We start from the raw sequence: 25,730 nt of genomic DNA on the forward strand, positions 1-25,730 counted from the left end.
CAATCCCAACATCAAAGCATCGTGTCCGCTCATAACTTTCTCCAGATACTGACGTTGGATAGCTTATCATACACACCCAGATTTCGCCACCGCCTTAAGAATTAAAACCGACAGATTGATGCCGGAGTCACCGGGCAAATCTTATTCACAATCGAATTTCCGCGCAAGTCAAGCGTCGTTAACTTTTGCAAAGATTGCAGTGCGCTGATATCAGAAACTTGATTGTTGTACAAATCGAGCACAAACAAATTATTCAAAGCTTGCAGCGCGCTGATATCGGCAATCGAATTATTGAACAAATAAAGTTGAGTCAAATTAGTTAAGGATTTCAGCGGAGAAATGTCTGAAATTTGATTGTTGCCGAGGTTCAGTTCAACTAAGTTAGTTAGGTCGGTCAAAGGACTAATATCCGATATTTTATTTTCAAATAAAACCAGTTTATTTAAGTTAGTCAAAGCTTTCAGCGGAGTCAATTCAGATATTTGATTCTCGAATAGAAACAGCGTACTGAGATTTTTCAAAGCAGCCAGGGGACTGATATCCGATATTTGGTTTTTGTAAATATAGAGTGTCTGAAGTTCAGTTAAATTTGCCAAAAAAGCAACATCTGTAATTTGATTTTTGTATAAAATTAGCGCCTTTAAATTAGTTAAATGTTTAACGGGACTGATGTCAGAAACTTTGTTATCAAACAAGACAAGCTCGATAAGATTAGTGAGAGACGCCAGGGGACTGATGTCTGATATTTGATTGGTATCGAGAACGAGTCTAGTCAGATTTGTGAGAGATGAAAGCGGGCTGATATCTGATATTTGATTGACATCTATCACCAGAGTTTTCAGCTTGGTTAAAGATTTCAGGGGAGCGAGGTTAGATATTTGATTGCTACTAAGATTTAGATTGGTAAGTTGAGTGAAAGATGACAGGGGACTGATATCGGTAAGTTGAGTAAGTTTAAGGTTGAGTTCTGTTATACTAGAAAGCAGTTCGTTGGCTCGATCGCACTCAGTCGTCTCTGATAGTTGCAACAGTATTTCTACGGTATGTTTCGCGCCGGGAGAGAGATTATCTTTGTGCTTGCACCAATCGGGAAAATTATTATAAGTTGTTGTCATGGGTTTTAGCTGTTAGATTTCAGTCTTTAAGGTACGTAGTTGCGCTTCAGCGCTCTTTCTTTATTTATATATAAAAGAGCGCTTGCATCGCAACTACGTACCTGCACGTGTAAATCTTAAAGGGAGCATCTCAGTTTTGCATTTACAGTGATGCCCCGCTCAAAAAAGGAACGCACGTGCGGACTTCAGTCCGTTCTTTAAAAAATGATTCTTGCAAAATAAGTCTAGCAATTATGTCTAATTTGTGAATCGGATTTTGAGAAATTTTAGCAAAAATTGTGTAAAGTAATCGTAACAACATCTTTTATTGCATTCATTTACAGGAGCCAAGAGCCGACTATGACGCCAGAACTAATTTTTGATGTAGGTAATGTGTTCGTTTTGCCTTTCTGGGCAATTATGATTTTATTGCCCAACTGGGGAATCACCAGAAAAGTGATGAATTCCTTCATTCCGTTTGCCGTGCTCGCTGTCTTGTACATATATTTGTTTGGTAGCAGTCTGACTCCAGAAAATGCGGCGGCTTTGTCCAATCCTAAGTTGGCAGATATTGCTAAGTTTCTGGGGGAGGAAACGGCGGCTGCTACGGGATGGATTCATTTTTTAGTGATGGATTTGTTTGTGGGACGCTGGATTTATTTGGAAGGACAAAGGACGGGTGTTTGGACTGTTCATTCTTTGGCTTTGTGTTTGTTTGCTGGGCCGATGGGATTGCTTTCTCATATTTTAACTGCTTGGATTACTGAAAAGTTTTTCCCGAGTTCTGAGGTGGTGGAAACTGTTACTCCTTCGGTTTAAGGAGAGGGTTTTCAATACTTTGGATGTTAATCATCCATTTGTTGATGCAGGTGTTAGTAGTGAGGATTTAAGTTGAGATTTATGGATGCGGACTGATGCGGACTGAAGTCCTCACTACGAACCTGAGAGAATTTTAAGATGTGGCTAGGGGCAGCACTAAGCGGGCGACTATTAAGTTATTTTCTAAAAGTTCTAAGGAAAAGTCTCCCCCCATTAAGCGTACCGCCCGCTGACAAATTAAGAGATTTTGGCCGATCGACCTACTGGACGTAACAGCCAATATATCGCCGTGGAAACCGCCGTTGAAGCCGGCAAGTAACTGTCGATCGCACTCGCCGCTATCAATCACAGATAATTCTAGCCAATCTTCCCCCAAAAGCACAGAGCGAATCTCAACCTTATCGCCAACTTTAGAGCGCCTGCAAGCCATCGCCAGCAATTCGCACAGGATCAAATCCAGCTTGATGCCGTCCCCGCGAACTCCCAAAGTCTGACCCGCAGGCAGCGACACAGCGGTCTCTCTGTTCACTTCCAGCAGGATTCCCGACTGTTTGACCAGGGGGGCCGTGCGATCGAGCGATCGCCTCAACCAAGCGGTCACAGGCACCGCATCTTGCCCAAATTGCGGCCGCCACTGTTCCTGTTTCAGCACCAAATGAATTGACCCCAAAGCATTGCCAATTTGCCGCAAAACCTGTTGGTAGCGCAAGGTTTTCAGAGCATCCTTTTGTTCCTTCGCCGACTGCAAAATCGACTGGCTCAACTCTCCCAACTCCTTGACGCCCGCTGCTACAGTCCGGTAAAAATCCTCGAAACGGCGCTGCTTGTACCAGTTGAGCATCTCCAGATCCAATCGCTGCGACTCCTGGGCCGATTGCACCGTCAAATACCTCCGCCACCAAGCCAACTGAGACGCCATCGAACTCAGTAAATTCACGGATAACTCCGACCACTGGCGGCCCGGAGCGTCTGCCACCACCACAATGCCCAGGGGAGCGTGCTCTGGAGCTGTCCGCAGCGCCACTGTCATAATTTCGCCAATTCCCGGACTTCGCAGCCACCGCTTCGTCGCTAGTGGCACTTGGCTCATGCTCTGTTGCAGCACGGATCCGGAGGCCAGGGTTTGTTGGATCAAAGCGTCTGTTTGGACAGGAATCAGCGCCTCGGGATTCAGGGCAAATACGGGATTGGCAGCTACCGCGGCCGAGATTGAAGCTGCCTCGTGGCCGGGATTCCAAGTAATTACTGCTACTAAAGGACAGGCAATTGTCTGGGAAACGTGTTCGGCAAAGTGACGATCGAGCTTTTGTAGCGGCAACTCTGGAAACATCTGCGGCGAAACAACAGATTTCTGCTGTGGAGATTGCGGCTCGCCCGAATGCTGCAACAGCGCTAAACCCGATTTGATCGATCGCTCAAATTCCTGATATTTGTCAATTTCCGAACTCTGCTGCCAGGAGTGCAGGATCAATCCTAACTGCTGGCTGACTACTCGAACTAATTCTCGCTCCGATCGCCTCCAAGTGCGAGTTGCGCTGTGCCCGACAACCAGCAAACCCTCGATCGATTTTCGATGTTCGATTTTTGATTTGCGATGGGGGTTTTCTCCCTCGGAGTGTTTTGAGCGAGTGCTCGATGCCAAAAGCGATCGTACCCCCGCTTCCGCCAGCACTTCCCGCCAAGCGCCCAACCGCCCGTCTTCCTCCCAATTTTCGATCGCCACAGGTTCCCCGCTTTCTTGCAACAGCCCCACGTCAGCCCCATCGAGGGCGTTGAGCGGCGACGGTACTTGTCTGCGGTTGCGGGGAAGATTTTGGGAGACAATTTCAAAGCGATTTTGTTCTTCCCTGTACAGCAACAGCAAAAAGTATTCGCACTTGAGCCGAGAGCACAACTGTTCGGCCGTATTTTTCAAAGTCGCCTCCCAGTCAGCATCGCTGTAGATGGCGCGAGCTATTCCCGCAGTTAAATCTCGATCGAGCTGCGTTTGCTCAATCCTCTCCTCCATTTCCGACAGAGGAGCCGTCAGAGCCACCAACTGCGCCGCACCCCGCAGGTAATGTTTTTCATTGTCTTGCCAAATCCGGGGCTCGCCAGCTTCCACTGCCAAAAATCCCAACAATTCCCCTTCCAAAACAATCGGCGACGCCAACAGAGAGCGAGCGCGGATTTGCTGCATCAACCGCCCCGTCAGATCAGTTTTCAAAGAACTGTGAGATTCACCGATCCAAACAATTTCTTCCCTAGCCAAAGCCTGATAAAATTCTCCCAAATCTTGCACGGTGATGCCCGAAGCCGGTCGGATCGTGCCCAAACCTGGAGCAATTTGCCGATTGCTAACTCGGCGCCAAAAATAGCGCCGCTCTTGCTCGAACCAATAAACATTAGTGCGCGTCGGCTCAATAAATTCATGGGCTTGTTCGACTACCGCCTGCAAATATTGGTCGAGCGATCGCAATTCCCGCAACTGCGAAATCAGCGCTAACAGAGACTCATCCGGGCGTTTTACCTGTTGTCGCTGCCAATCTTTTTCTATTTGATAAAGAGCAGTTGCCAGCGCTCCAAATACGATCGCCAACTGCGTTTTTTCCGCTGCATTTGGCGCAGAACCCCACACGTCTGTCCCCAGCAAAATTACGCCGTAGCAGCGGTCTTTGTAGCGCAGCGGAAACAGAGTCGTGCCTTGAATATTGTAAGTCTGAGCCACTTTGCGCCATTCTCCCGCTCTGTTTTCCGATCGCAAATCCGGGACTCCCACGGGCCGGAGCTGAATCACCACTTGTTCCAGCAAATCCCCCGGAGTCAGGGCAAACCGCTGTTTGAGAAAAGACAAGTCGCCATTGGGAGTCAAGCCGCCTTTCCCTAACAATCGGTGCGCCTGTCGATCGTACAACCCGATCCAAATCAACCGCCAGTCAAATTCCGCTTGCAAGTAACCGAGTGCCGTCTCCAGCAGCACTTCCACATTCTCCTCTTCTCGGAGAGTCTGGAGCACGCGCTCCAGCCCCGCGATTTGTTCGTCTAAATCCTTCGCTCTTTGCTCCTGCCCCATGTCCCAAATTCCCCGCACCTTTGTCCAATTTCCAATTACCTAGTTAAAATTTAAAAAAATTAAAATCACCAAAAATCAACCTATAATATGGTCGTCTCAATTATGCTTCAATCTAAAATGTCGATCCGGTCGATCGCCGTAAAAGTAAAAATCTCACCTTCCCAGCCTCCTCCTGAATATTTTTATAGAGCCAGCCCAAAAACGGATACTTGCTTTCCCACTTATGTCGTCAAGATCCCAAAATTTTCGACTCCTGTTCAATCTCCCAGATTCATCTGCCCTTGTAAATCTAAAATCTAAAATCTAGAATCTAAAATCTACAGGCTTTCTCAATTGTCAATTGCCCCAGGACAAGTCATTGGATATTTATCAATTAGGTGTGCGCCCGCTGTTGTTTTCGGTATTGAAAACCGATGCCGAATGGCTGCACAACCGCACTCTTCAACTTCTAGAAATAGCAGCCCGAACCCAGTCTAATCCTGCCACCAGTCAAATGCTCTGGCGATTGCAGAAATCTTTGGGAGTCCAAGATTCTCGCCTCGAACAATCGAAGTGGGGACTGAGCTTTAAAAATCCTGTCGGCTTAGCGGCAGGATTTGATAAAAATGGCGTAGCTGCGGACATTTGGGCAAATTTTGGCTTTGGCTTTGCCGAACTCGGTACAGTCACCTCCCAAGCCCAGCCGGGAAACCCCCAGCCTCGGTTGTTTCGCTTAGAGGCTGACAGTGCAGCCCTCAACCGCATGGGATTTAACAATCAAGGAGCTGCGGCAATGGCAGCCCGGTTTGAGGCTTCCCAGAAACAGTTAAAATTAGACGCCTCGCGCCCCATGCCTGAGTCTCCTTTTCCCTTGGGCATCAATCTCGGTAAATCTAAGGTAACACCGTTAGAGCTGGCAGCAGCCGATTATTTGGAGAGTTTTAAGCTGCTCAAAGATTGGGGCGACTATTTTGTAGTCAATGTTTCCTCTCCCAATACGCCTGGATTGCGATCGCTCCAAGATGCCGCAGGGCTCAGCACAATTTTGGAAACTTTGCAACAAGAAAATCGGGGAATCAAGCCAATTTTAGTCAAGATTGCGCCGGATTTGGAACCAGAGGCGATCGCATCCATCCTCGACTTAGCAAAAACCTACCAACTAGCAGGAATTATCGCCACAAATACCACCATCCGCCGCGACGGATTGAAAACCCAAATCTTGCCAGAAACAGGCAAACCCATCGCCGAAGAAGCGGGCGGAATTAGCGGAATGCCAGTGCAAGTGCGATCGACAGAAGTAATCAGATTTATCTGGCAATATACCAAAGGCGAATTACCAATAATTGGAGTAGGCGGCATTTTCACCGCCGAAGATGCTTGGGAAAAAATTGCCGCCGGTGCGAGTTTAATTCAAGTTTATACCGGTTGGGTTTACGAAGGGCCTTGGATGGTGCGGCGAATTTTGGCAGGTTTGCTAAAAAAGTTAGAAGAAAAAGGATTTAATTCGATTTCCGAAGCTGTTGGTTCGGAAAATATTAAGTAGTGCCAAGAGAGAGGACTAAAGTCCTCACTACAAACGGAGCAGTTTTTCAATCTCATCGCAGGCCACAAAAACACCATTTTGTGCCCCGACAATCCGCCCCAATTCTGCCGCTTTTTCTGCGTATCCAGGATTGTCAAACAACTCGCTCAACTCTCGCGCCGCCCGCAAAGCTGTATAACTTTTGCGCGCCACAGTTCGCGACGTTCCCAAGCGTTCCACTCGCGCTGCATTGTCCGGTTGATCGTGACTGTACGGCATTACCAGAGTTGGGCGACCGGCCCGCAGTGCTTGAGCTGTCGTACCAATCCCTCCTTGATGGACGATCGCCCCAGCGCGAGAAAAAATATGAGAATATGGAACATAGCTAACAGCCAGAATACCTTCTGAAAGGTTTTCCGGAGGCGCATTTTTACCAATCAACAAAACAGCCCGACGATTTAACAGCTTAGCCGCTTGAATACTTTCCTGATAAAAGTTACCCGGAGCCATCACTGCGGCCGAACCGAGAGTAAAAATAATTGGCGGTTCCCCTGCATCCAAAAATTGCTTGAGTTTTGGTTCTAGTTCCGTTTCACCGTCACTTCCGTCGTAAAAAGTGGAGCCTGCAACAACTGTATTGGGCGGCCAATCCGGTTGCGGTTTTGCCAAAACAGAAGGAAACAGGGCAAGTACGAGATAGGGTGAAAACTTGTCATCAATAAAGGGATTGCCTTTTAAAGGGCGCAATCCAAGTTCCTGTCGGAATTGATGCACCGGTTCCGCCCAAGACTTGCTGACCAATTTGGCAAAGTTAATAACTGCTTGATTGGCGATCGATCCAAACCCCCGCAGTTTAGCTAGAATTGGAAATATAGGCAATACCGACGGATCGCAAACAGAGAAAAACGAGATCGGCGCCATCGCACTTGACGCCCATCGAATCCCCAATTTTTCTGCAACTAATCGAGCCGCCAAAACACCTTCGCCTGCAAAAATCAAATCAGCATCTTTCGCGCAATTCATCAAGTCCGCATAAGTTTCGCGCAAACTCGGACAAACCCACTTTCGCACGATATATTCCGAGCCTGTTTGTAAATCCATCATCCGCGCCATCTCTTGAGGATCGTCGAGAGCGCTATTGTCAGGCCGCATCCGCTGAAACTCGAATCCCAAGGCTGCTATTTTGGTTTGATATTCCTTGTGGGTTGCAAACACGACATCTTGACCGCGTTTTTGCAATTCCAGGGCGATCGCAATTTTAGGATGGAGGTCGCCCAAAGAACCAATTGTAGTGAAAACAATTCGACTCACTCTCAAAACCTCTCGATCGGCATAACCTCTAGGATAACACCGAGAGGCCTATCGACAGGGCTTACAGGCCATCGATTTGAGAACCGCAGATTGGGGTAAATTTCGCCAATCTAGCACGATCCGCTACAGTTTTCGCGATTTTTTTCCAGTCCTGAAAGCGCTTTGGGAAGTGCGCGCCACCCGTCCGAAACCGACTTTTTTGGAACCTAATCAAAGAATAAAATAAAATTTAGGAGCGCTCTATTTAATATTAGAGTTCTTAAAAAGAGGACTAAAGTCCTCACTACAAACGTTTTTTTTTAGATAAGCGAAAATCATGTAAGTCCAAGAGTTGTGAGTTGGGACTTAAACAAAATAGCCAACGGAAATCACAACTCATAACTCGCCAGTTGTGGTAGCCCTACATAACTTACTTGCGTTTATAAAGTTCCGAGAGCTTCCAATTTATGCTCACCATCAAGAAATTTTCTAGAGCCTTAAAATATTCTTGGGTGCTATTTTCAATAATTTGAGATACCGTTTCAGACTTAACCTTTGCCGAGAATTCGTCAGCGGTTTCTGCTGCTTTTTCCGATTGGGATTGTGCAGAAAAATTCTCAAGGCTGACTTGTGGCTGCTGATTTTGTTCTTCGGTCATTTCTGAGTCACCTCCTTGAGTGATTGCATACATAACCCTTACTACAAATCCAATTTATGTGTATCCGGGATTTGGAAATTAAATTTTTCTCTACCCGACAATCGCATTAACAACTGACTTCAAACTTTTAAGTTCATTTGTGAGTTATCTTCAAAAGCACTTATGCACATTCCATCAGAAACCCAATTCTTTGGCGTAAAATCCTATTGAATTCAAAATTAGCCCTACTGCGGGTGATGCACATCACTGAATTGTTATATTTACGTAACAGTAATATTTCCGGAATTATGATATTGTTAAAGCTTAACAATTAATTTGACTGCGATCGCTCTCAAGCTGAAAGCAAGGGTCTGGAAAATATTAAGAAACTGAAGGTGTAGAGCCGATGGCGATTTATGTTGATACTGCAATTGTAGCGGAAGCCAAACGGGCGAGCAAGTTCGGGTGGATAGCGGGAATTACTACTAATCCGACACTTTTGGCAAAAAGCGAGCTATCTCCTAAGGAGACACTCAAACAACTGGCACAACTGATTCCTGGAGAAGTGTACTATCAGCTAACAGCATCTGATTTTGATGGCATGGTAGTAGAAGGAAAGGCAGCTTTTGGATTAATTGGACAACAGACAGTTTTGAAAGTTCCAGCAACGGCGGCGGGCTTCCAAGCAGTAGCCCATTTGTCGCCGGAAATTCCTTGTGCAGTGACGGCTATTTACAGTGCAGCCCAGGCCGTTGTTGCCGCAGAAGCCTGCGCTAAATATGCGATCGCCTACGTGAATCGCGCCACCAGACTCCTCGGAGACGGTTTTGCTTTAGTGCGGGATATGGCAAATGTTTTGCAGAGAACGAATACAGAGATTTTGGCAGCCAGCATTAAATCGCCGGAAGAAGCGGTAAAGACTTTATTAGCCGGCGCTCATCATTTGACATTACCTTTGGACGTATTGCAAGCAATGGCCGTTCACGAATTGTCCCAGCAAACAGTAGATGAATTTGCCAAAAACGGGCGAGGAATTTTCGGATAATACCAAATCCCTTTGCAAAATCTCTTGATTATTTTGTAATTGGTAATTGGTAATTGGTCATTGGTAATTGTTAATTGTTAATTGTTAATTGTTAATTGTTAATTCTGTCAACAGTCAACAGTCAACAGTCAACAGTCAACCGATTATGGCATTCGCCAAATCTTAATCGTGCGATCGGGACTGCCGCTCATCAAAGTCTTGCTATCTCTAGAAATAGCCACAGAATTCACAAACTGGCCGTGACCAGAAAGAGTGTTTCTTTCTTTTCCCGTCTTCAAATCCCACACTATAATATCTCCGCCCCCGCTGATCAAACTGCGACTGTCGGGACTAAAGGCGATCGTCCTCACCCAGTTGGAATGGCCCTTAAAAGTGCGAGTGCGCCTCCCGTCTTGCACGTTCGACAAACGGATTGTATTGTCGCTGCTAGCACTAGCCACAACTCGCCCGTTCGGGCTAAAAGCCACAGCATTAACCGCGCCCCCGTGGCCGGTGATAATTCTTCTGACTTCTCCGGCGTCAAGATTCCACAAACGCACAGTCTTGTCCTCACTGCCGCTAGCCAGAGTTTGACCGTCTCGCGAGAGAGCGATCGCGTTTACTGCTCCAGTGTGGCCGGTCAAAGTCAGCAACCTGCTGCCGGTTCTGACATTCCACAAGCGAACAGTTTTGTCATCGCTGCCGCTAGCCAGATTTTGACCGTCGCTGCTAAAGGCGATCGCGTTGACGGGGGCTTTGTGAGCGGGAATTGTCCGCATCCGCCGCCCCGTCTTCAAATCCCACAAAATCACATTATTGTCGCCGCCGCCGCTGGCCAAAATCGAGTTGTCCGGGCTCACCGCCAGCGTGTTGACCGATTTTTTAGAATGCACCGGATTCAGAGTCCGCACCAGGCGTCCCGTCCTCACATTCCAAATTCTAATCGTCCCAAAGCTGGCGCTGACCAAAGTTTGACCGTCCGGCGACAGGGCGATCGCATTTACACTTCCGACATTATCCAAACTTCTTTGCAAAAACTGACTGCTAGGCAAACTAGAAAGCAGCCACACCGGATTTGCCGGAAACAACCCGTAACGCAGCGAACCGTAAATTTGAGACGCGCCAATACCCAGCATCAAAACAGCAGCGCCCGCCAGCAACTTCTTTTTCCAATCTAAAACCTCTTGCTCCGGCTTGTTCAAGCCAGCAGAATTCAGAGGTCTGAGGCGGTTGACGGAAGTCTGCTTCGTCGCCCCAGACGCCCCGGAAGTTCCGCCACGAATTTTAGTTTGCCCCGTCGTCGATGGCAACTGAGTTGGCAACTGAGTTTCCGCGCCGTCGAGATTAATTTCCTCCAAGCACTGCAAAACCATCTGCGGACTTTGAGGTCGATTTCCTGGAAAAGGCGCCATCAGGTAATCGATGACATTAGCCAAGGGGTCGGAAACCTGAGGAGCTCCTTTGCGCCACATTAATCTGCCCGTGCGGGGGTTCTCTGGGAACGCAGTCGGCGGCTTCCCAGTCAGCAAATAAACAAAAGTGCGCCCCAGAGCAAAAAAATCCGACTGCGGAACAGCCTTGCCATTAGTTTGTTCGGGCGGCGTGTAGCCAGGGGAAACAATGCCAGTGACATTTTGCCCCTGGCCCACCTTAGCGAAATAAGTCGCCGACACTTCCCGAGCAGTCCCGAAGTCAATCAGCACTAGCTGCCCGTTCGGCTTGCACATAATATTGTGCGGCTTGATATCCCGATGAAAATAGTTGAGTCGGTGAACTTGGTCTAAAATTTCCGACAGTTGTTTGAGCCAGTTCAGAGCTTGTTCTTGACTGATCGGGCGGCCCCGATGTTTCAGCCAGTCTTGCAAATTGGCCCCAGCAATTTTCTCCATCACCAGACAGTGAAAAGACTCTGTGCTGTGAGCTGGCGAAAATGTAAAATAACCGTCGCGATCGACCTTTGGAATACCTGGATGTCTCAGCCTGACCAATACGTCGGCTTCTTGCTTAAACAGTTCTACAGCTTTGGGATGTTCTTTCAGCAGGACTTTGAGCACTCTTCGGGCGCCGTTGTCGTCCACTTCAAATGTTCTGCCAAAGCCACCGCCTCCGAGAGGCGCGACTAGCCGATATCTACCTTGCAACAAAAGTTCAGACCCGCAGTGGATACACGCGGATTTACCAGAGTTGGCTGGATCGGAGGGATTCGGGCATTTGGGATTGAGGCAATAACTCACGAAGCCACATAACCCTGATTGAGGTTGCTGCTACACAAAACTTAGCTAAACTTTCTCAAGTCTCACTATTCAATCAAGATTGCTCTTGAAGGGTCTGCTTCCTGCTTCACCCAAGGGAGTCGGCTCCTTCTTGTCCACAGGCGTAAATTCGGATGTAGCCCATCCTAATCCAAAAAACAATTCTAGCGGTCGCTTTTAGCCATGAGTCACCCACTATTTTCAGCCAATTTGAGCCTTGGTTTTCGGCATTGCAGATATCATAGCCTTTCTAGACTTATCTTGTCCAGCGAGCTTTAACTAAGTTTAGATAACTATTTCGCCCTGTAAGTTAACCTCTATCAAGTTTTACTTTGGCACTCTCAGCACTCTTGGTGACTGAGATTCTTGGTTCAACGAAGTCACTTGCTTGCGACTGGATTACTCCAGGTCAAGTAAAAGTGTCTTCTCCTGAAGCGTAAATTCCGGTATGCCCTACCGTACTCGATCGATCGTCTCGATCTAGTCAGGTTTTTGTTCAAATGCGAGTTTTCCTAGACGGCAACACCGATCGGTGTGACTGCGTACTCAACAATCCAGTTAAGTTTTTACGTTGTCTAGTTATACTCAATTTTCAACCTGCGACGATCGTATCACACCCAGTACAAGACTGATGAGCACTCTTGATTTAAATCCTTCGCGTCGCTAATGTCAAGCGGAGTGAACTCTAGCTCGTTTTCCGCTTTCCATTGTACGATCGCTCCGGAGCACTCTGGAAGGAAGAAATAAAAGAGAGGGAGAAAGGGGGAGAGGGGGAGAGGGGGAGAGGGGGAGATGGGGAGAGTGGGGGACAAACATCTGCCTAATGCCTTTTCCATCTTCCTTCCTTCTGCTTTCTTCCCTCTTCCCGATGACGGCATAACTGATGGGTAATCGGGAATTCTATCCGTTACATCCGTTAAATCCCGCACATTGCGAGTAAGGCCGAACTTCCTTCTGCTTTCTTCCCTAGGACTTCTTTCTTCCCGATGACGGCATAACTGATGGGTAATCGGGAATTCTATCCGTTACATGAGTTAAATCCCGCACATTGCGAGTAAGGCCGAACTTCCTTCTGCTTTCTTCCCTAGGACTTCCCTCTTCCCGATGACGGCATAACTGATGGGTAATCGGGAATTCTATCCGTTACATGAGTTAAATCCCGCACATTTCTCGTTGCCGAACTTCCGACTTCACGCTTGACTTCTTTACCCTTTTAAACGAGTCCTTCGATTACGGGATGGAAGAAAAACGCCAGCGCCAAAACCGCATAAGCAGCCAACAGCAAAGTACCTTCGAGCCAGTTAGACTTGCCATCAGAACTGATAGAATTCGCAATCAGCACCGACACCGTAACTGCTACAAGTTCAAACGGATTGAAGTTCAAGTCCATCGGTTGGCCCACGATAAAACCCACCAAAACCAACAGCGGGGCAACAAACAAAGCAATTTGCAAACTCGAGCCCATAGCCACAGAAACCGACAAATCCATTTTATTTTTCATCGCCACCGTCACCGCCGTCGTGTGTTCGGCAGCATTGCCAATAATCGGCACTAAAATCACCCCGGTAAACAGTGATGTCAGCCCCAAACGCGCCGTCGCTTCTTCTAGACTACTAACCAGGAGTTCTGACTCGATCGCCACCATGACGGTACAGGCCAACAGTACCGAAATCCACAACGGTAGATTCACCTTGTGGTCGGGACTGTCTGGTGCTAAGTTACTTTCGGCTAATTCTTCGAGACCTTCGACTTCTGCGACCCCTACATCGTAAAGATAACTGTGGGTTTTCATCGAAAACAGCAGAGTCAGCACGTAGACAATAATCAGGACTATCGCAACAGCGCTAGAGAGATTTTGCATAGTTTCCGGGGCGATGCCGATAGAAGTGACATTAACAGCCGTCGGCACCAAAATGGCAATCACAGCTAAGTTCATCGCGGAAGCATTCAACCGCGCGACTGTGGGCTGAAATTCTTGTTCTTTGTAGCGCAAGCCGCCTAGCAGCATTGCAAATCCCATCACCAGCAGTAAGTTGCTGATAATTGAACCGGTGATGCTGGCCTTAACAACATCTATTAGTCCGGCGTTGAGGGCGACGATGCCGATAATCAATTCCGTGGCATTTCCGAAGGTAGCATTCAGCAAACCCCCCAAGTTGGCGCCGAGGACAACGGCGATTTCTTCGGTGGCCGTACCCATCCAGGCTGCTAAAGGGATGATGGCTAGGGCGGAGGTGATGAAGATTGTGGAGGATTCCCAGCCGAGAAAGTGTCCGGCGATCGAAACTGGGATAAATAGCAGCAGGCTGGAAATTATGTTGGTTGTGTTTAGCATTTAAATTCTGAAAAGCTCCCAACCGTCAATCATAGCCTGCCAGCAAGTTTAGCCAAGGGGAGGGGGAAAGGAATTGGATGCTGGTTTAAGGCTATTGGCGATCGCACTCACGTTTTTTGGTCAGAAGTTGGCGAAGATACTTAATAAAATTGAAAAGGTCGATCGATAATTTGAAAATGACTCAGCCGAGAACTAAGCTGCTACACAGATAAATTGCCTGTTCTGAAGATGAGAGAGTGCGCGAGTATCAAGATATCTGACAGTTCGTGGCGGGAGCTAAAATTCGATGCCAGAATTAGAGTGTCAACGAACAACCAACAGCTATATCGTTCCAGGAGTTTTGTCAACATGAATTCACCTGACATGACACGAGATATTGCTTCAGAAGATTTGTCGATCGCCAATCCGGCTGCTTATCCCGAAGTTACGCAACAGCTATCGGAAAACGTAATTTTCACAACCGTCGATGACCTTTACAACTGGGCAAAAATGTCCAGCCTGTATCCGCTGATGTTTGGCACTGCTTGCTGCTTCATTGAGTTTAGCGCCATGCTCGCTTCCCGCTTCGATTTGGATCGATTAGGTGTATTTCCCCGGATGTCTCCCCGACAGGCAGATTTGATGATTACCGCCGGCACGATTACCATGAAGTACGCTCCTGTGTTGGTGCGGCTGTACGAACAAATGCCCGAACCCAAATACGTGATTGCAATGGGCGCTTGCACGATTACGGGCGGAATGTTTAGTGCAGATTCTCCGACTGTTGTGCGCGGTGTGGACAAGCTAATTCCGGTGGATGTTTATTTACCTGGATGTCCGCCGCGGCCGGAAGCGATTATGGATGCGATCGTCAAACTCCGCAAGAAAATTGCCAACGACAGCTTGCAAGAAAGGCAAAAGACGGAACCAACCCACCGCTATTACACCCGCCCTCACCGGATGAACGTTGTGCAGCTAATTCACGACGGAAAATACCTGGAAACCCATCAGGTGCCGCCTGAACTTGTCGCATCGGGATTGCCTGTTGTACGGGAGTTGGAATCGATTCGGGCGATCGAAGTTTGACGATGATTGAAACCAACTAGCACAGGAGACTGCACCATTCCGCTGTTTTGTCCTCCCTCAACTGAAATGAACACGATTTCACCAAGAGCCAGGTTGTTGGGGAGGATAGAAAGATGGTGTCATTTAACCGTGCTGGTTTAGGTATGGTAGATGAAGTAGCGATGAAATTTATAATTTGCTACTTCGTCCCTGTACGAATCATCTTGAAACCATACACATAAATATCAGGAAACCCATAACGGTTTTCTTTCAGCCGCCATTTAGCGAGACCAATTTCCGTTAAAAAACTGGCAAATTCATCAAAGTCAGGATATATTTCCCGTACACTTTTATGCCATGCGTTCTCAAGGTCTTGTCTGGTAGGTAAAGCTGGAACACCTTCTAGAGCTTCAAAAAATTGGCATAAGTCAGGATATTCTTGTTTTATCGCATCACAACGTTCCTCTGATGCTTTTTCTAAACCAATCTCCAGAGATGTTGGCCGTAGTAAACGATCGGTTGGAGCCTTAACTGATGTTTGTCCTTTGTAAGTTAGCTCCTGCTCTTTTGCTCCATCAAGCAAGGCACTTAAGCTGCGGGGAAAAGCCGTGTTATTTGAGTCTGATAAACGTTCGTAAACCCATCTATAAACATATTTAGCTTTGTCTCCGGTTCTTCGACGAATTCCCCACAATAAGTCTAGGGCGCGGTTTAAGGTCTCTTCATTGGCACTATCAATGTTTTCCACAGGCGAAGAACGATCGACTAAATTTTTTAATTCTGCTGATTGCATGGCTTGGCGAAGAGCTAATCGCAAGAAATCTACTCTTGTCCACTTCAAAAAAAGATCGCGTCCATTGAAGTGACTTTTATTGTCAAAATTTAAACGATTCCAAATGTCTTCTCGGATAAATATTTTAAAGCGAATTGATGTTAATCGACGGGCATCGCAAGCCTGAATAAGTTGAAACAAACCACTTAAAGCTTGCTGTCTCACTCCATCTTTTTCGGGGAAGTCTTCATCTAAATCATCATATAAAAGCCAAAATGTTTGATTTTTATCCCGTTGCTGTTCGTTCAGAATGTCTAAGACATCCGACAAAACAAGTCTCAACTGCGAATCAGTTGATAATTGAATTAAGGCGAGGGTATGTTCAGACTGCCAGTTTTCTCCCGGCAGTCCCTTCAAAATGTTGCGTATACTTTCAAATTTAGGTTTTTGACTCCCTTTATCTGGGAGTTTTAAATAACTTGCTTGATAAACTCGAAATATCAGGTATGCTCGCCAAAATGCCTCCCAAGTTCCCTGATTATCTTTTAGACTTTGATTGATAATTTGAAATTCATTGCGTGTTGGGCGACTGTTCTGGAATCCACCATGACCCGAGAGGAAAAGTACAGAATCTAATCGGTCGCGAGCTAGCTGTCTAGCCTTAGATTCATGCTTTAATAAAAGCAAGTAAAGTGCCGTCTTACCAGTTCCTTTTCTACCTCTGATCAGGCAAGTTGTTTCATCTAAAAATTTTTCAAAATTAGCAGTCTTCTGAAATAAAGCCAGAAGATTTGACTTGGGGTCGGCAGCATTTAATGCTGGGAATTGAAGGCTTTCAATAATTTTCCAGCGTTGTTCAGTATCTGTTGCAGCTAAAATTTCCTGCGATCGAATTTGATTAGTTTCTTCATCGATTAAGTTAGCAATTCGATTGTAGTAATCTAACAAGCCTGTTACAGGATGACGATCGGCTAGAGCAATTGATGGAAGGTAAGGCACTATTAATGGTTCTGGTATTTCCAATTGAGACTCATCTAAGTCATCACCATCTTCATTGAGTTCATCTCGCTCTATTTCGCGCTCAATGAGTTTGCGTAAAAGCTGCCAAATTTCTGTAACTTTAGCCATTCCAGTATCGCTGCTGATATCAGGAACAGGTGAAAAGACAAAGTTAATTGACAGCTTGCCAAAAGAATTGAGTGATTTTAAGAGAAGATCGATTCCTTGCCGATTTTGTTCGTTGGGAAACAAAAATATAATTGCCTCGTCAGCAGCTTGGAGTAGAGATAAAGCACCCCATTCATTGATTCCAGTACGTGAATCCACCAAAATTACATCTGGTTTTAGCTGTTCTTGAATTTCACGACTAAAAATAGACCAGAGGGTTTCACCATTGTCCAGAATAGTAGTTGCTCGCAGATCGTCAACTTTAGCAATGTAGTCAAGACTTAAAAAACCAGCAGGAACAATAAAGAGTCTTCCGGTTGCATCAGGTATTGTAACTTCACCAAATATCTTAGTGATTAAAATATTGGGTTCTAACTCTTCAGGCAAATAAGAACGTTCATAAAAATAATCGACAATACCAAATTCAGGTAGTGGGTTTAAGCTAAAAGCTGTACTTAAACCAGGCGCTTCTAAATCTAAGTCAACAGCCACAACTTTGCGACCGCGCATAGCTAAAATCCAAGCCACATGGGTTAAGGCAGTTGTTCGCCCCACTCCTCCTTTAAAGGAATAGAATGTGATTGTTCGAGGAATGCGGGGTTCAGGCTGAGAAAGTTGGGATTGATTTTGCGGATTTGCAGCCCACAAAGCTAAATCTTGCCAAGTTTGCACTGAACTTCCATTGGTAAGCTGTGGGCGTGACAAATTTAGAGAAATTGCTTCGTCTACCGTATATAAAGAAATAAAACCTGGGGATATTTTCAATTTACTAAGGATGCTATGCACTCGTTCCTTTCGTCGCTCGAAAGATAAGCCATTAAAGGTATTGCTCACAATCGTCAAATTCAGAAGTCCAGAAGTAGAAATATTGATGTCAGTCCATTCCTGCGGACTCTGCACATAACTGTCTGTCAGCTCCCGTTTCAGTGATATTTGCCAGGTTTCCTGCATCTCTGTATCCTCAAAGTGTAGTAGCTTGCTTCTGTAGCCAACTTATGAGACTTTTATATGCAGACAGCCACTGCTTATAGTCTGGATCGTTAGGTTCACTACCAGAGTAGCGCATATCTATAAAATGTTGATTTTTGGGATTTTCAACTGTGACCAGCCATTTCATTACCTCGGGAAATTTCTGAATCCTATCATGCAGCTTATTATGCCGTCTCAAAGCATCTTGAAAGCTATGTCCTGGATTAGTAAGTGTATGACCAGGAGTGTTATAATCCGTTTTCCATTCTCGCTTGGCATTTTTGGGTAGGGAAGCGAATATCATTGATTTTAGCCGACATTCTATCGTCACACCAGCAAAGTGCATGGCCGCCACTTTTCTGGCAGAGTAACAAAGTATTTCGGTATCCTGATAGCGCTGTAAAAAAGCAGATTCGTAATCTTCCATTTTTGCCCGACGGTTTACTAACAAATAATACTAGCATTGGGATACTGTGTCAAGTATCAAATCAGTGTCGCTAAGGGTTCATCTGACTTTAGTATATCTGAATAAGCGCAGCAATACAGCGAACTAAAACAAGAATTAGCCAACAAATAGTATAATAATAGTCAGGAGTACACGCACGGAAAAGCTGGGTTGATTAAAAACATCGAGCTGAAAGCTGCAAAGTGGAGAGCATCTGATTAAACCTATGATATTAGAAGTTGCAATTCTTGATGTTAAACCTAATAGGGCTGCTGAGTTTGAAATTGCTTTCAAAACAGCTTCAACTATTATCTCTTCTATGCCGGGTTATATCTCCCACGAGCTGCAACGGTGTATAGAAACCAAAAATCGCTATATTTTGCTGGTGCGGTGGGAGAGTTTGGAAGACCATACTGTTGGATTTCGAGAATCCCCAGATTATCAAAAGTGGCGTTTATTATTGCACCACTTTTACGATCCATTTCCGACAGTGGAACATTACGAAGTTATTTCATTATAATCGAAGGAATGAAGTCCTTACTACAAACCTTGATTCGCAGTCGATCGACCCGTTTGTAGTGCGGACTTTAGTCCGCTCTTTCAGAGGACTGAAGTCCTTACTACAAACCTTATCACAGAAAAAGGAGGAAAATAACAAATGATTGATATCGGTTTAACTCACATCGCACTCCCCGTTTCTGATGTTGATAAAAGTATTGAATTTTACTCCAAGTATGCTGCAATGCAGGTCGTTCACCGCCGCATTGATGCAGGCGCAGGTGTTGCTGTAGTGTGGCTTTCTGACGGCACTCGTCCTTTTGTAATTGTGCTAATTCAAAAAGAATCAGTACGTCCGGTTTTGTCTCCCTTGGCGCATCTGGGAGTGGGCTGCAAAAGTCGGGAATATATGGATTATCTGTGCGATTTGGCTCGTCAAGAAGCTGTATTGCTTGATGAACCAAAAGATTCGGGGTATCCGATCGGCTATTGGGCTTTTTTGCGAGACCCGGACGGTCATACTCTGGAACTATCCTACGGGCAAGAAATTGGATTTACTGTGCAGGAACAACCCCAATGAATATTTCTATTCGACTGCTTCGAGAAGATGAGTTACCGACGGCTGAACATATTTTTAGAGTTGCCTTTGGTACTTTTATTGGATTGCCTGAACCGACTGATTTTTGTGGTGATGCGAATTATGTTCAAACGCGATCGCACATCGATCCGACAGCGGCATTCGCAGCCGAGGTTGATGGGCAGCTAGTTGGCTCGAATATAGCTGTTTGTTGGGGCAGTGTCGGTTTTTTTGGGCCGCTGAGCGTTCATCCTGACTTCTGGGGTCGAGGTGTGGCAAAATGTCTGATTGAATGTGCGATCGACCGTTTTTCTGACTGGGGGATTCGACAGGCAGGTTTATTTACTTTTCCGAACAGTCCGAAACATCACGGGCTTTATCAAAAATTCGGATTTTACCCGCGTTTTTTGACGTTTATTATGGTAAAATCGATTCAGCCAGTTGATGGCGATTTTCCAACAATAAAATATTCGGAACAGAATTCAGAGGAGCGATCGCACTTTCTCAAAGAATGTTACCAACTGACGGATGCTATTTATGCAGGGCTAGATTTATCGCAGGAGATTTTGGCAGTTGAGGCTCAAAACTTGGGCGATACAGTGTTGCTGCGGGATGACAAAGGTTTGGCTGGATTTGCTGTTTGTCATTGCGGTGCAGGTAGCGAAGCTGGTTCTGATGTATGTTACGTCAAATTTGGAGCTGTGCGGCCCGGAACGCAGGCGTGTGAACTGTTTGAACAGTTACTCGATCTCTGTGAAGCGTTTGGGGCGAGTCAAAAAATGTTGCGTCTCCGGGCTGGAGTGAATGCGAGCCATGATGCTGCTTATGGTAGGATGGTCGATCGCCATTTTCGCACTGAAAGTACGGGTGTGGCGATGCACAGGCCAAATGATGTCGGTTACAGTCGATCGGAGGTTTTTGTATTGGATGATTGGCACTAATGCAAGCTTGTTTGGTGATTTCCTTAGATATTCAGGCAATTTGACTTCTTTTAAATGCGATGTCCTTTTGGTAATAATTTCAGCGGTTAAAGACTGAGGCTCAAAAGTAAGGTAAGAGATAGCTTACCAAATATCGTTAATATTACTTTGCACGTTTAACCCCTCCTCTCCGTTTAACTTGAAAGCCATACAAATAGATTTCAGGTATATTAATACGTCCATCATAACGAGTTTCTACAACCCCAAGTAGAAGTAAATATTGCAAAATTTCTTCAGGGTTAGTGGTGGGTGGTTGTTTTTCCCGTTGTTCACTCCATTTGGTTGATTTCACTGCATCTAAAAACTTCTCCCTTGGTATGGGAGCTTCTAGACCAACTAAACTCGTTTTGAGAGATTCTAACCAGGGATACTCATCTTGCAATTCCCTGATTCGATCTTCTGAGGTACGTGTTAAAGCTGCCTGCAAGTCAGAAGGTTGCAAAAGTTCTTTAGTGTCTTCCACAATAGAGTTCGATTCCCTTCTATCTTTTGCTGATAATGCAAATAACTTCAGAAAAGAACGTGGCGCAATTCTACCGCCAGCATCCTGAAGGTGATTAGGAATCCAACGATAGGTAATTCCTTTTTTAGGATTAGCCCCCATATACTTACCAATCATCTTTTCGATAAGTTCTTCAAACAATTTCTCGTTTGATGTTGCAGTCCATCCCAAGCTAGTTCTGTTTTCAATAATCAACTCTGGGATTTTTTGTAAATATTCTGTCATTTCAGGGCCAGAGTTCGCAAGTCGTTTGACAAAAAGTTGATAAAGCCATGAAGGTTTCCATTCCAATTCAACCTGATGACCTCGCAGTTTGGAAGCATCGAGAAAGCTCAAAAATTCCTCTCGAAATAGATCGGTACGCAAAAATATTTTGGGGCGTATTCTCTCCCAACGTCGCCATCTATCTAGCCACAAAGCTAAAAGTTGACGAATGGGATTTGCTAAGGCAATGTAGGAAGTAACTAATCGATCTAATTCATCATAAGTGACAAATAACCAATCATCAGTCTCAAGAAGTTTTTCGTCTAATTTATCTAAGACATAATTTAACTTTTCAATATTTTTATTGACTAGGGGCAGCCAGTCTGACAATAGAGATAATTTCCCTTTGAGGACATTAATAATTTCCGGCTCTATTGCTTCAAGAAGAAAATCTTTTAGCTTAAATTCTTCTTGCTCTAGGATGACACCTAACATTAAACCGATCCAGAAGCTACGCCATTCAATATTTGTAGCTTCTTGCATTTGATGCTCAACAATTTCTGGTATGGGAAATCGCTTTTCTGCTGTGCGAGTCCGCCCAAAGCCAGCTATCCACGTCGTTTGGCTCAAAGGAGGTAATCCTCTAATTCTCAAACTTTCAACCAAGGCTTCCCGTCCAGAAGGGATGGCTAGTAAACGGAATAATTCTGTTTTTCCTACCCCCCGTCCTCCTAGTATTAACAAGATATCGGGTTCTAAAGCATAGCGATAATTTGGAATCGGTAAGAAATTTTTTAAGAACTTCTCCTCATTATCACTTTCGTGCTCAGCCGTACCCATTCCAGGAGCAATTTCACCGATCAATTGTAGTAGTTCTTGTTGGTTAAGTTCACTCATTTTTTTGATGCTTATCTACTTTTTTCAAGATTAAAATTAAAGATTTCGCATATTTTTTTGGCAATATCCTGATAAGGGGAATTAGTCATTATCCTTACAATGTCTGACAGCCGACTTGATTCTTCAGGGGTTAAATTACGGATAAATAGGGCTATGTCTCCTCGTAAATTTTCCTGATATGGTATAACAAAAGGGGTAAATGGCTCCCCTATATTAGTTGAATTAGGAACAGTTTCATCTTCAGAATAATAGTTATCTTGAAAAATCGTATAGGCTTGTTCTCGAAATCCTGCTAACTCTTGCTCCCTGCCCGGTATTCCTAATGCTGGAGCCATCGAATGTACGAGAATTAATGGTAAACGCTGATCGACTCCAGGGCTTGCTAAATGGCGTATTACATGAGTTAGTCCCGCCCAACTTTGGCGTGATTGAGTTCCAAAGATGACTGCTGCATGGGAAAGATTGGCAATCGCCAAGCCACCAATATCGTGAAAACCAGCCCGCGCATCCATCAGAATAAAATCTAAAGGTTTTGCTGCACTTTGTAATTCTTTTAACATATCTCCCATTCTACTTCGCAGTTCACCATCGACGAGGTTTTGAAAATCCAATCGTGCTAATTTTTCTAAGTAATCTTGATCTACTGTACCCGCCGGAAGTAATTTCAGGTCTTCGCCATTATCTCCTAGCAAAGTTGGTTCAGTAAGATTTTTGATGTGAGTGCTAAGTTTCCAATCGTTTCCTTGAATCTTCTTTTCTAATAAATAATCAATTACACCAGGATTATTGGAGTTGTCTGGTGAAAAAATTGTAGCAAGACCGGGTGCTTCTAAATCGAGGTCAACAATGGCAACTCGATGACCGTTACGGGCTAAAGTTAATGCAGTAGCAACGAGGGTAGTGGTTCGTCCGACACCTCCTTTGAAGGAGAAAAAAGATACGATCGCAGGCTTACACTTTTCATAGACTAATTCCTCTTTCCAAGGTGGTTCACCTACCTTCTTATCTGTCCAGGCCTGTTTAGCAATGTGACGCTCAAGAATATACCAGCGAGGCAGAACTAATTCATCATCCCACGAGGCCAAAACTCTTTCTTGCTCGATAGTATCAATTAAGGCTTTGTAAGCATCATTTTCTCCGGCGGGCAACCAGATATCAGTGCCGTAATAAGGGCCAAGTTTTTGAGAAAGAAGCTGCGCGAGGTCAGTAGTATTAACTTCTTGTGGTTTTTGACCTTCCGATAAATTAAGAAAAAGTCTAATTTTTCCATTAACATCACGAATAATGGTGACAGACTGAAGCTGAGGCACAAGTTCAGATACAATGCTGGGTTCACTAAAACATTCCTTTACTCGCTCAAATGTTTCACCAAAAGCGATCGTCATGTGTTAAATATCCTTGCTGGGAATTGATCCATTTAGCACTAATTTGGGGATGATTTCTCGGTAAATTTCTTCGGCACGTTGAACCGCTAACTTTGCTTCTTCCTCAGTCCAAAGCTGAGACTTAGCGTATCTCCTCTCTGGGTGATCTTGGGCTAGAACAGTGCCAGCTATTCTTGAAGCAGGAAGTTGCCGATCCAAAATGGGATAAAGAACCCGCAAGCGTTCCATTGCTCTTCCATCAAGTTCCTGGAGGTCGTGTCCATACTTTTTTACGGCACCTTTATCATCTTTAAAGTATAGCTCCACAAGTAGTTTAAATGAACATTCCACGACATAGGCAGCAAGGTAAACAGCGTTGTCCCAGCGTTGGGTTTGCAAGAGAATTTGGGCATCCTGTAAATGCCTGCCTGCTGAGTTGGAAAAGGATTCTTGCATTGTCTATGTAACCAATACTTCAGACAGTTGCAGTTTGACATACTCCCCGGCGTGAACGCGCGGGGATTCTTGACACTTCACGGAGATGTGCCACAAGTGGTCTTACCTTCTCTCTGTGTCCGTTTAGAGTCGTGGCAATGCCCTATCCCGACTTTGTTTATATTCTTGGCTGCATTCTCATCGCGATCGTGTTCGATACCGCAATTCAAGCATTGAACCGAGCGGATTTTTAAATCCAATTTCCCCCATCTAAAACCGCAATTTGAACAGATTTGACTTGTTGGTTCCCAGCGACTAATTACCCTAAACTCTCTGCCAAACTTTTCAGACTTAGCCTCGCACAAAGCCCTAAACTCGTACCATCCCTGTTGGCTAATTGCTCTCGCCAGTTTCCGATTTTTGACCATGCCCGACACATTCAAATCTTCCAAAATAATAGTTTGATTCTCACTAACAACTTTGGTCGATAGTTTGTGCAGAAAGTCTTTACGGGTATCCCCAATTTGATTGTACTGTTTCGCAATCTGAATGCGAGTTTTGTTTCGGCGCTTTGAGTCTTTGGGCTGCCTTGCCAACTTGCGTTGCAGTCTGCGAATTTTTCGGTCTAACTGTTTGTAGCTTGGACTTTTAGCTGATGTTCCGTCGCTCATCACTGCAAAGGTTTTAATACCCAGATCGATGCCGATGCTGTGGTTTTTAGCTTCGACAATATCGGAATTAATCTCTACAACAAAGCTCAGGAAATAACGGTTGGCACAATCTTTGATTGCTGTGACAGAGCTAGGGTCTGACGGCAGTTGTCTCGACCAAATAGGACTAACATTTCCGATTTTTGCCAGATACACGGACTCACCTTTGATAGAGAAACCCGATTTGACAAAAGTTGCAGATTGACTGTTAGTCTTTTTTTTGAACCTTGGTTGACCGAGTTTTTTACCTTTTCTCTTCCCTTTTAGGGAGTCAAAATAGTTTTTGTAAGCAACATCTAATTGTTTGAGGGATTGCTGCAATGGCACGGATGACACATCTTTTAACCATGCTCTCTCTTCTGTCTTTTTAGATAGAGCTAGAGACTTGGATAGAGTGTTGTAGCCGGGATATTTTCCTGACTTGCTTTGAGTTAAGGCATCATTCCAAACAACTCTCACACAACCAAACAACTGCGCTAAACTTTGGCGTTGTTGAGTGGTAGGATAGAATCTGTATTGGAATCTTGCTTTCATTGTTTGTCGTTTGTTTTACTATTCCATTCTAACAGGCTCAGTAAAATTTACCAAAAAATTAAAGCCGTCCTTAAGGACGGGGTTTTAAACCCAATTTTTTGATAATCATTTTCTCGATTAATCCGGTACAGTCCTCCGCAATGTCTGCGATCGCCCCCGACACGATCCAAATCAACTTTTCAAAGGAGGAGGACTGCAACACTACAGCGCCGTGCGGTGCAGCACACCTCTGAGCAAAAGCGTTGCCGGCTGTTGAGGGGTTTCGCCCTGCGCTGTTAAATTTACCCGGACAATTGCCCTCGATCGATCGCCAAACATTAAATTTTTCCGGGGAAAACTTGCTATTTAATGAATAAGACTTTAGAATCCAGCAATGTAAATCCAAACTCTCAACGAGCAGCCCTGCAAGCACTAACCCGAAATGGGTCGCAAGTGCCACAAAGCAGCAAAAGCTACCTTTTATAACTCTTTCAACAGCAAAGCATTGGCAGAAAAACTCAGGGATCGACGGTTGTCATCTTGCAACGAATGCTTTGCTCGCAATACTTACAAATGAATCAAAAATTATCTGCCAAAATTTAGCACCTACAGATGCCTAGTCCAAACGCCTGCTGCGTAAGGTTTAACT

General features: G+C 45.1%; 20 protein-coding genes. 7 read left to right on the forward strand and 13 right to left on the reverse strand.

Going from position 1 to position 25,730, the window contains the following annotated elements; genetic code table 11:
* Positions 1-101: 101 nt before the first annotated feature.
* The gene (locus tag JGK39_RS17120; RefSeq protein WP_293296916.1) at positions 102-1,115 is read right to left on the reverse strand and encodes a leucine-rich repeat domain-containing protein; all 1,014 of its coding nucleotides are present in this window, start codon (positions 1,113-1,115) and stop codon (positions 102-104) included.
* Positions 1,116-1,454: 339 nt separating this feature from the next.
* Here JGK39_RS17120 and JGK39_RS17125 point away from each other — a divergent pair, with 339 nt between their 5' ends.
* Positions 1,455-1,913, forward strand: a complete 459-nt coding sequence (locus JGK39_RS17125; protein ID WP_293255048.1) for an ABA4-like family protein — start codon at positions 1,455-1,457, stop codon at positions 1,911-1,913.
* Between the two features lie 133 nt (positions 1,914-2,046).
* On the opposite strand, the gene JGK39_RS17130 is transcribed toward JGK39_RS17125, so the two are convergent.
* Entirely contained in the window at positions 2,047-4,965 is a 2,919-nt protein-coding gene (locus JGK39_RS17130; RefSeq protein ID WP_293296913.1) for a GAF domain-containing protein, read from the reverse strand.
* A gap of 358 nt (positions 4,966-5,323) precedes the next feature.
* Between JGK39_RS17130 and JGK39_RS17135 the strand changes: the two genes are divergently transcribed.
* Entirely contained in the window at positions 5,324-6,487 is a 1,164-nt protein-coding gene (locus JGK39_RS17135) for a quinone-dependent dihydroorotate dehydrogenase (RefSeq protein ID WP_293255054.1), read from the forward strand.
* A 27-nt stretch (positions 6,488-6,514) separates the two neighbouring features.
* Here JGK39_RS17135 and JGK39_RS17140 read toward each other — a convergent pair whose 3' ends face one another.
* Both JGK39_RS17140 and JGK39_RS17145 read right to left on the reverse strand, forming a co-directional pair.
* The gene (locus JGK39_RS17140; protein ID WP_293255057.1) at positions 6,515-7,777 is read right to left on the reverse strand and encodes a nucleotide disphospho-sugar-binding domain-containing protein; all 1,263 of its coding nucleotides are present in this window, start codon (positions 7,775-7,777) and stop codon (positions 6,515-6,517) included.
* 409 nt (positions 7,778-8,186) lie between these two features.
* A complete protein-coding gene (locus JGK39_RS17145; RefSeq protein ID WP_293255060.1) occupies positions 8,187-8,447 on the reverse strand; it encodes a hypothetical protein in 261 nt (86 codons plus the stop codon).
* Between the two features lie 352 nt (positions 8,448-8,799).
* Between JGK39_RS17145 and JGK39_RS17150 the strand changes: the two genes are divergently transcribed.
* The gene (locus JGK39_RS17150) at positions 8,800-9,438 is read left to right on the forward strand and encodes a transaldolase family protein (protein WP_293255063.1); all 639 of its coding nucleotides are present in this window, start codon (positions 8,800-8,802) and stop codon (positions 9,436-9,438) included.
* Positions 9,439-9,581: 143 nt separating this feature from the next.
* Here JGK39_RS17150 and JGK39_RS17155 read toward each other — a convergent pair whose 3' ends face one another.
* The gene (locus JGK39_RS17155) at positions 9,582-11,651 is read right to left on the reverse strand and encodes a serine/threonine-protein kinase (protein ID WP_293255066.1); all 2,070 of its coding nucleotides are present in this window, start codon (positions 11,649-11,651) and stop codon (positions 9,582-9,584) included.
* A gap of 1,231 nt (positions 11,652-12,882) precedes the next feature.
* Positions 12,883-14,004 carry a calcium/proton exchanger gene (cax, locus tag JGK39_RS17160; protein WP_293186864.1) on the reverse strand — a complete coding sequence of 374 codons (1,122 nt, stop codon included), beginning with the start codon at positions 14,002-14,004 and terminating at the stop codon, positions 12,883-12,885.
* A gap of 363 nt (positions 14,005-14,367) precedes the next feature.
* Between cax and nuoB the strand changes: the two genes are divergently transcribed.
* Positions 14,368-15,069, forward strand: coding sequence for an NADH-quinone oxidoreductase subunit NuoB (gene nuoB / locus JGK39_RS17165; protein WP_293296944.1), 702 nt, complete (start codon positions 14,368-14,370; stop codon positions 15,067-15,069).
* Positions 15,070-15,247: 178 nt separating this feature from the next.
* On the opposite strand, the gene JGK39_RS17170 is transcribed toward nuoB, so the two are convergent.
* Positions 15,248-17,938, reverse strand: a complete 2,691-nt coding sequence (locus tag JGK39_RS17170) for a ParA family protein (protein WP_293255069.1) — start codon at positions 17,936-17,938, stop codon at positions 15,248-15,250.
* 10 nt (positions 17,939-17,948) lie between these two features.
* A complete protein-coding gene (locus tag JGK39_RS17175; protein ID WP_293255073.1) occupies positions 17,949-18,383 on the reverse strand; it encodes a hypothetical protein in 435 nt (144 codons plus the stop codon).
* 244 nt (positions 18,384-18,627) lie between these two features.
* Here JGK39_RS17175 and JGK39_RS17180 point away from each other — a divergent pair, with 244 nt between their 5' ends.
* From JGK39_RS17180 to JGK39_RS17190, 3 genes are all read left to right on the forward strand, one after another.
* On the forward strand, positions 18,628-18,921 hold the full coding sequence (locus JGK39_RS17180; RefSeq protein WP_293255075.1) for an antibiotic biosynthesis monooxygenase: 294 nt from the start codon (positions 18,628-18,630) through the stop codon (positions 18,919-18,921).
* Between the two features lie 138 nt (positions 18,922-19,059).
* Positions 19,060-19,479, forward strand: coding sequence for a VOC family protein (locus tag JGK39_RS17185; RefSeq protein ID WP_293255078.1), 420 nt, complete (start codon positions 19,060-19,062; stop codon positions 19,477-19,479).
* Positions 19,476-20,417: a GNAT family N-acetyltransferase gene (locus JGK39_RS17190; RefSeq protein ID WP_293255081.1), complete on the forward strand. Its 942-nt coding sequence runs from the start codon at positions 19,476-19,478 to the stop codon at positions 20,415-20,417. Before JGK39_RS17185 ends, JGK39_RS17190 begins: the two co-directional genes overlap by 4 nt.
* A 142-nt stretch (positions 20,418-20,559) precedes the next feature.
* On the opposite strand, the gene JGK39_RS17195 is transcribed toward JGK39_RS17190, so the two are convergent.
* The 5 genes from JGK39_RS17195 to JGK39_RS17215 all read right to left on the reverse strand — a co-directional run bounded on the left by JGK39_RS17195 (position 20,560) and on the right by JGK39_RS17215 (position 25,541).
* The gene (locus JGK39_RS17195; protein WP_293255084.1) at positions 20,560-22,059 is read right to left on the reverse strand and encodes a hypothetical protein; all 1,500 of its coding nucleotides are present in this window, start codon (positions 22,057-22,059) and stop codon (positions 20,560-20,562) included.
* Positions 22,060-22,070: 11 nt separating this feature from the next.
* Positions 22,071-23,444, reverse strand: coding sequence for an AAA family ATPase (locus JGK39_RS17200; protein WP_293255087.1), 1,374 nt, complete (start codon positions 23,442-23,444; stop codon positions 22,071-22,073).
* A gap of 3 nt (positions 23,445-23,447) precedes the next feature.
* On the reverse strand, positions 23,448-23,879 hold the full coding sequence (locus JGK39_RS17205; RefSeq protein ID WP_293255090.1) for a HEPN domain-containing protein: 432 nt from the start codon (positions 23,877-23,879) through the stop codon (positions 23,448-23,450).
* 77 nt (positions 23,880-23,956) lie between these two features.
* The gene (locus tag JGK39_RS17210; protein WP_293255093.1) at positions 23,957-25,102 is read right to left on the reverse strand and encodes a transposase; all 1,146 of its coding nucleotides are present in this window, start codon (positions 25,100-25,102) and stop codon (positions 23,957-23,959) included.
* A gap of 70 nt (positions 25,103-25,172) precedes the next feature.
* Positions 25,173-25,541: a hypothetical protein gene (locus tag JGK39_RS17215; protein WP_293255095.1), complete on the reverse strand. Its 369-nt coding sequence runs from the start codon at positions 25,539-25,541 to the stop codon at positions 25,173-25,175.
* Positions 25,542-25,730 lie beyond the last annotated feature (189 nt).

Origin of the sequence: Microcoleus sp. PH2017_12_PCY_D_A, from assembly GCF_020738565.1 — a bacterium.
Taxonomy (GTDB): Bacteria; Cyanobacteriota; Cyanobacteriia; order Cyanobacteriales; family Microcoleaceae; genus Microcoleus.